Genomic DNA, 6,000 nt, shown 5'->3' with positions numbered 1-6,000 from the left:
GCAGAAAGGGATAACGCATGAAAAAAAGCAAAAAAATGGAAAGATTATTCACCAGTGGGCTGCCAGAAAACTACCTGCAGTCGAAATTGAATCGGCTATGCCGGTTCTGTCTGAAATAGCCCCTTTTATCGAATTCAGCACTTTAACCAGCTGGCAAGGAATCGATCGTTGGGCTTCTGACATGATTAAGCCAACATTCCAGGTAAGCAATGAAATTGCAGATGTTGTGCAGCGTATTGCAGATAGGAACTTAGAACGTAAAGACAAAATTTTTGCGGTGTATCAATACCTCCAGCAGAATGTACGCTATGTGTTTGCTCATGTCGACAGAGGAGGTTACCTGCCGCATAAGGCAAGCAAGGTTTTGTCCAGTCGTTATGGTGATTGCAAGGACCAGACAGTACTGGCGGTAACGATGCTACGTGAATTGGGTATAGAGGCGTATCCCAGCCTTATCTCTTCTAATAATACATTAGAGGCGAGTCCTGAAATTCCGGGTTTACCTTTTGATCACATGATTACTTATATCCCCGGTAAAAGCCGTTTAGACGATATTTGGTTTGATACTGCCGGAGAGCAGGTACTTTTCCCTGGGTATAGTTCGATGATAGAGGATCGTAACACTTTAGTTATCGATGGACGTGGTGGCCGTTTTTTGACAACACCAAAATATAAAGATGATGATAATGCTGCAGTTATAGATATTGTTTTTGACCCGATTCAAGATAAGAATGTTGCAGGTAACATCACATTTAGATACAGCGGCGGTATGGAAAATTATTACCGTTCGTGGTGGATCAATACGGATGACCGCAAGCTTGCTGTTGCTCAAATGATTAAAGAGCTTTATCCGATAATCGAACTTCAATCCGTTACAGCCAGTGACCTCCATGACCTTAAAAAACCATTCAGTTTTACTGCAAAGTTTATTGTTGAAGAGGATTGGTCAGGAAAAAGTAGCCTAAGTTACTCTGCAAGTACAACACAGCTGATCAGACTGTTTACTGGTCTTGGCCGGATAGTAAAGCCAGAAGAACGCCAGCATGAGTTTGTTATAGAAAAGACCACTAATTTAAAGCTTAATCTATTAGTTAAAGAGCCTGGAAGTGGGTTTAAACCTATATTGATTAATCCTGGTTTAAATCAGAATAATCAGTTTTTCAGGCTGGAACAGCATAGTAAAAAGTTAGGTAATGACTATGAGATAAGTATTAGCCTGCGTTTTAATAAAGGCCGCATCAGCAAAGATAATTATGCTGAATTTTATTCAGATGTGCAGCGATTGATAGCCGATAAACCCTGGCTGATTCTGTATGAAAGCAGTAGAAGTAATGTAGCCAAACAGAGGCTTGACGATAATCAATCTGTTGCTATGCCTGAATCTGCCGAGTCTTTACTGAACGCGATAAAACAGTCGCTTGATATAGGCGAGTATGCTGAGGCCCTAAATAAGGCAGAGAAGTATACTCAGCTTAAGCCTGATGCCGGGGAAGGTTACTATCTGCTGGGCTTAGCCCAAGGCTATATGGACAAGTTTGATGAAGCCGATTTTTCATTTAATAAAGCAAAACAGCTTGGCTACAACTTTTAACAGGTGGTTCTATGAGATATTTACTTTTGTTATGTGCAGTTATAGTTATGTATGGTTGCCAGGCAGTTCCCGTTGAACAGCAAAAAGCTATCGAGGCTATAAAGGAAAAACAGGTTACAAGCGATGATGCTGGGTTACACCTGGAGTTAGCTAAACGCTATATTGCAGTGGCTCAAGAAAATCAATCGGTAGAGTATATCGAAAAAGCAGTTTCTGAACTGGAGCAATTTTCTGAGAAGGTTCCGGATCATATTGGAGCAAAGCTAATTAGGTATAATTTGTATTTTTCATTGACAGAACAAGGTGATCTGTCTCGAGGGAAGAAACTGGATGCGCTTTTCAATGAACTGCCTGAAATTATTAAAGATAAGGTTCATCCGCCGAGTCTGGCTGCTGCATTTTACCAGATAAGATCTAGCGGATTTAGTAATAAAAGTGTTCTTCGAAAACTGCTGCATAAAAGCATAAAAGAGCAACCTAAGGATGGACGGGCATATATTATCCTGGCTGATTTGTATGCCGAAGATGGTCGCCAAGAGCTTGCTATTCCTTTGCTGGAAAGGGGGGTGGGCCTTAATCCAGAAGATGGATATTTACATATGGCTTTAGGTGATCTTCTGATAGAGAAACAGGAGGTTTCTTGTTTTTATGAGGTAGATAAACTTTATCAGAGAGCGCTGGCTGAATTGCGTACTGCATCTAAGTATATTCCTGATAATCCAAACCTTCATTATTCTCTTGGTCGAGTATACTCGCATCTTGGTAGACATGTTTTGTCGATTAATGAAATCAAAAAACTTGACTCATTAGTTAATAACGAATTTAGTATGAGAGAGCTGGCTGATACCTATTTTTATTCTGGAAACCTTGCCGAAGCTGGTTCAATTTATGACTTGATATTGTTTAATGAAAAGCCAGCACCCCTCACGTATAGAAACAGTGCAAGGTACTATCTGGCGCAGCAGGAATGGTCTAAATCTGCTGTCTTATGGGAGAAATTCTTTGCTCTGGAAAACAATATAAGCCTGTATGATAGACTGGCTTATAGCTATGTGGAAGAGCAACTGAGAGGTCGGTCATATGCATTGGACCGCTTTAAAACTTCAACTGCTTCATACTCTATGACCCCCTGGGAGCTGAAGTTGAGATCATATCGGCTTGGTGAGTTATCAAAGGCAGAGCTGAATGAAAATGCCAGCTCTAAATGTGACCTTACTGAAGCTAGCTTTCTCATGGGCACTGATGAATTTCTGATGGGGAATATTGATCAGGCTAAAAAATATTTTAATGAAGTCATAGGATATAACGCTTATGGATTTATTGAATATACAACGGCCAAAGTGTTCCTTGATGGGCTTTAACAGCAGCTATTACTGCAGGCTATGAAGACCTTAATGACCATCAGCAACTGTGGGCCTGTTTCGCTGAAGGGGAAAAGAGATCAGTAGCGCCATTTATATTAGATGGCACGTCATCATTTTAGTGTTGCGATGACGTTACTGGTGTCTTTATCCGGCTAAGCACAAGCTTGTGTTGATTGCGCCGAATAGCGTCAACAAAAAGCGCATCTCTTCTTGTTATTGGTAGTTCATTTTTACACTTTTCTTTCGCATCCGGTATTTTTCGATGGTAGATGATATGCTGCTGATTGCTATCATGGTTGATGGCAAGTTGAGTCGGGTGTACTCGCTTTAGCCGGATGGTATTTTTGTTCAGGCAGGGTTCGAAGGGTATGGGGCATAAAGTCCCTTTGGGTATTTCTGATGTAGGGGGGAGATCATGTCTGAAACCATTACTATTGTCGCGGCTGATGATCACTCAATGTTTCTTGAAGGGCTGCAAAGCTTGTTAAACCGATCAGCAGAGCTACAACTGCTTGGTACGGGACTATCTGGTGATCAGTTGATCCAGTTGATTGAGCAATATTCGCCGGATATTGCGTTGGTGGATTTGTCGATGCCGGGTGCGTCGATGGACGATATTTTTAAGTATGTCTCTGCTCATCGTCCGGCTACCCAACTGATCGCATTAACAATGCACCTCGAGGCCAATATGGCCCGGTCGCTGTTGGCCCTGGGCTTGTCCGGTTATGTGCTTAAAGAGAGCGCGTTTGATGAGCTGACGCTGGCGATAAAGCGGGTCGCTGAAGGTGACCAGTTTCTTTCACCCGCGATTGTTGAAGCATTGAATGAATTAAACTCTGAAGATGGGCAGGCGATCACCCTGACGGACAGGGAGCGCGAAGTGTTGGTGAATGCGTCACAAGGTGGGTCGAATAAAATGATTGCCCGACAGCTGGATATCTCCGAGCGTACAGTGCGCTTTCATATCTCAAACTCCTGCATCAAACTGAATGCGAATGGCAGGGCTAATGCAGTTGCGGTTGCCTTGAAACAGGGATATATCGACTGATCGTGCCTGCTTAATTGTCCGCGATAGGAAACTTAATATATACCTGACTGCCTTTACCCAGTTCACTGAATATATCTATTCTGCCATTCAATAGCGTGATTCTTTCCTGCAGGCTGATAAAACCGAAGCCACCATCCTCGCGGTAGCTGGCGGTATTGTTTATATCAAAACCCTTACCGTTATCCGCAATCGACAGCACGACATAGCCTTTCTGAGTTGAAAGCCTGACCTCTATCCGGGTCGACTCACCATGCTTAATAGAGTTCGTAATACATTCCTGCAGAATTCTGAAGATATGTATTTCGTTTTGCTTTGCGATTTTGGTATCTTTTGCGTCCAGTGTGATCGATATGCCGTAGACTTTGTTTAGACTGTCGCACTCGGATTGCAATGCCTTTATCAGACCGGCTTTATCTAGTACGACCGGGTGTAAGCCATTGATCATGCGACGAAGCTCCCGCACGGCCTGCTGGATTTCTGATTGGGTCAGTTGCAGGTGTTTATTCGCTTTTTCGGGCTCTTGTGCCAGATTGATCTGAAGCTTTGCTGAAGCGAGGTATTGGCCGATACCATCATGCAGCTCCCTGGCCATTGAGTGCCGGACATTTTCGGTAATACCGACAACGCGTGCGGATAACTTTTTAAAATCCAGGCGGATGTGGGTGAGTTGTTGAAAGTAGGCAAACAGCAGTGCATAGCGATAAATAATACTGCCGAACTGAATATTTCTGTGACCGAACAGTTCATCCGGTAGCCACTGGCTTCTGATTGAAACGACATAGATTATGATGCCGAAAAACTGAGCATAAGCGCCTATGCGTTTATAGAGCAAGCCTTTGAATGCGGCAATGATGGCATATAAGAAGAAGATCACCGCATGTATATTCCAGAAGTACCAGGCGATCTCTTTTAACAGAGGGGGTATACCGGGCAATAGCAAGGCAATCACTCCAAGTGCCCATGAAAAAGTCAGTATAGTTATGTAGCGACTATTCAGATCCCGGTATTGGCTCCAGAAATACATCGCGGTCGAATAGGGGAGTATTAGCATCGCGGTGATCATCGCAAAGTTTGTGCTGATCAGATCCATGGAATATACATAGTTGATGTCGTGAGCAGCCGCACCGACCAACAGAAAAAAACTGTTCACTACCAGCCATCTGAATTCCGGTACCGGGCCCAGTGCGGTTTTAATCAGCAGTATAATCAGCAACAGATCAACCAGTCCCAGCACTGCAAAAATACTATCAAGGGTTATTATCTGGAGTTCGGTCTTGTGTACCTCTTCCAGTAAACGGTCATAGTCACCGAGATAAACACCGCCTTTGGTAATCCCTGCACCACCTGGAAACATAGCCCCCCAGGCCTGGCCGAAACCGACATTGGTTTTTATCACCAGAACATTGTTTTTAGATTGCAGCAGATCGTCGGGAATTTTATACAGTCGGGGCAGGCTTTGGGGGTTTGTATGGAAAAAATCCCATGCACCGTAGGTTTCCCCAAGACCGCCGATTTTTATACCGTTGAGCCAGGTCTCATCAGCATGGCGTATGGTTTCAATCAGAATGGCCCGGTTGGCGATGTCGGGGTTAACAACATTAAAGTGGATCCGATACCAACCGATCACCGGCGTACCATGCCCCTGAAACAGTAGTTGAGGAACATTCACGCTCTCCCAGGCGTTATCATCCAGCTCTGCAGTGCTCCAGGCCGGGTTGTCCCCTTGCCGGAACTGCCAGCCTTCAGCTAAAGGCATTTTGTCAGTAGCCAGGCACTGAGCGCTGAGAACAAAAAGCATCATCAGGGTAAATATTGATCGGGTTGCTGTTTGTTGCATATATGCCTGTTATTAAACGTTTACCTTACTGTCAGACTCATACTCTTCTGTCGTAAATAACATGAGCATTAGCCGCTGCGGAACCCTCAACACTGTCACTGCTGATTAAGGTAGATAAATTAGACACCTCCTATGGGTCTTTGAGGTCTATTTAGCCGAT

The 6,000-nt window shown here is 43.8% G+C and carries 4 protein-coding genes; 3 read left to right on the top strand and 1 reads right to left on the bottom strand.

Annotation, left to right across the window (positions count from 1 at the left end; all coding sequences use genetic code 11):
- From ACQY8X_RS07860 to ACQY8X_RS07850, 3 genes are all read left to right on the top strand, one after another.
- A partial coding sequence (locus ACQY8X_RS07860; RefSeq protein ID WP_428034597.1) for a transglutaminase domain-containing protein occupies positions 1-1,591 on the top strand: 1,591 nt, incomplete at its 5' end.
- 11 nt (positions 1,592-1,602) lie between these two features.
- Positions 1,603-2,952: a tetratricopeptide repeat protein gene (locus tag ACQY8X_RS07855; protein WP_428034596.1), complete on the top strand. Its 1,350-nt coding sequence runs from the start codon at positions 1,603-1,605 to the stop codon at positions 2,950-2,952.
- A gap of 418 nt (positions 2,953-3,370) precedes the next feature.
- Positions 3,371-4,003 (top strand): LuxR C-terminal-related transcriptional regulator, encoded by a 633-nt coding sequence (locus ACQY8X_RS07850; protein WP_428034595.1) that lies wholly within the window; start codon positions 3,371-3,373, stop codon positions 4,001-4,003.
- 10 nt (positions 4,004-4,013) lie between these two features.
- Here ACQY8X_RS07850 and ACQY8X_RS07845 read toward each other — a convergent pair whose 3' ends face one another.
- Positions 4,014-5,840 carry an ATP-binding protein gene (locus ACQY8X_RS07845; RefSeq protein ID WP_428034594.1) on the bottom strand — a complete coding sequence of 609 codons (1,827 nt, stop codon included), beginning with the start codon at positions 5,838-5,840 and terminating at the stop codon, positions 4,014-4,016.
- Positions 5,841-6,000 lie beyond the last annotated feature (160 nt).

Source organism: Amphritea sp., assembly GCF_050300915.1.
In the GTDB taxonomy this organism is placed as follows: domain Bacteria; phylum Pseudomonadota; class Gammaproteobacteria; order Pseudomonadales; family Balneatricaceae; genus Amphritea.
This window is presented reverse-complemented; position numbering and strand designations above follow the sequence as displayed.

Coding starts and splice junctions, on each gene's coding strand:
- ACQY8X_RS07855 (WP_428034596.1), top strand. CDS start 1,603: ATGAGATATTTACTTTTGTTATGTGCAGTTATAGTTATGTATGGTTGC.
- ACQY8X_RS07850 (WP_428034595.1), top strand. CDS start 3,371: ATGTCTGAAACCATTACTATTGTCGCGGCTGATGATCACTCAATGTTT.
- ACQY8X_RS07845 (WP_428034594.1), bottom strand. CDS start 5,840: ATGCAACAAACAGCAACCCGATCAATATTTACCCTGATGATGCTTTTT.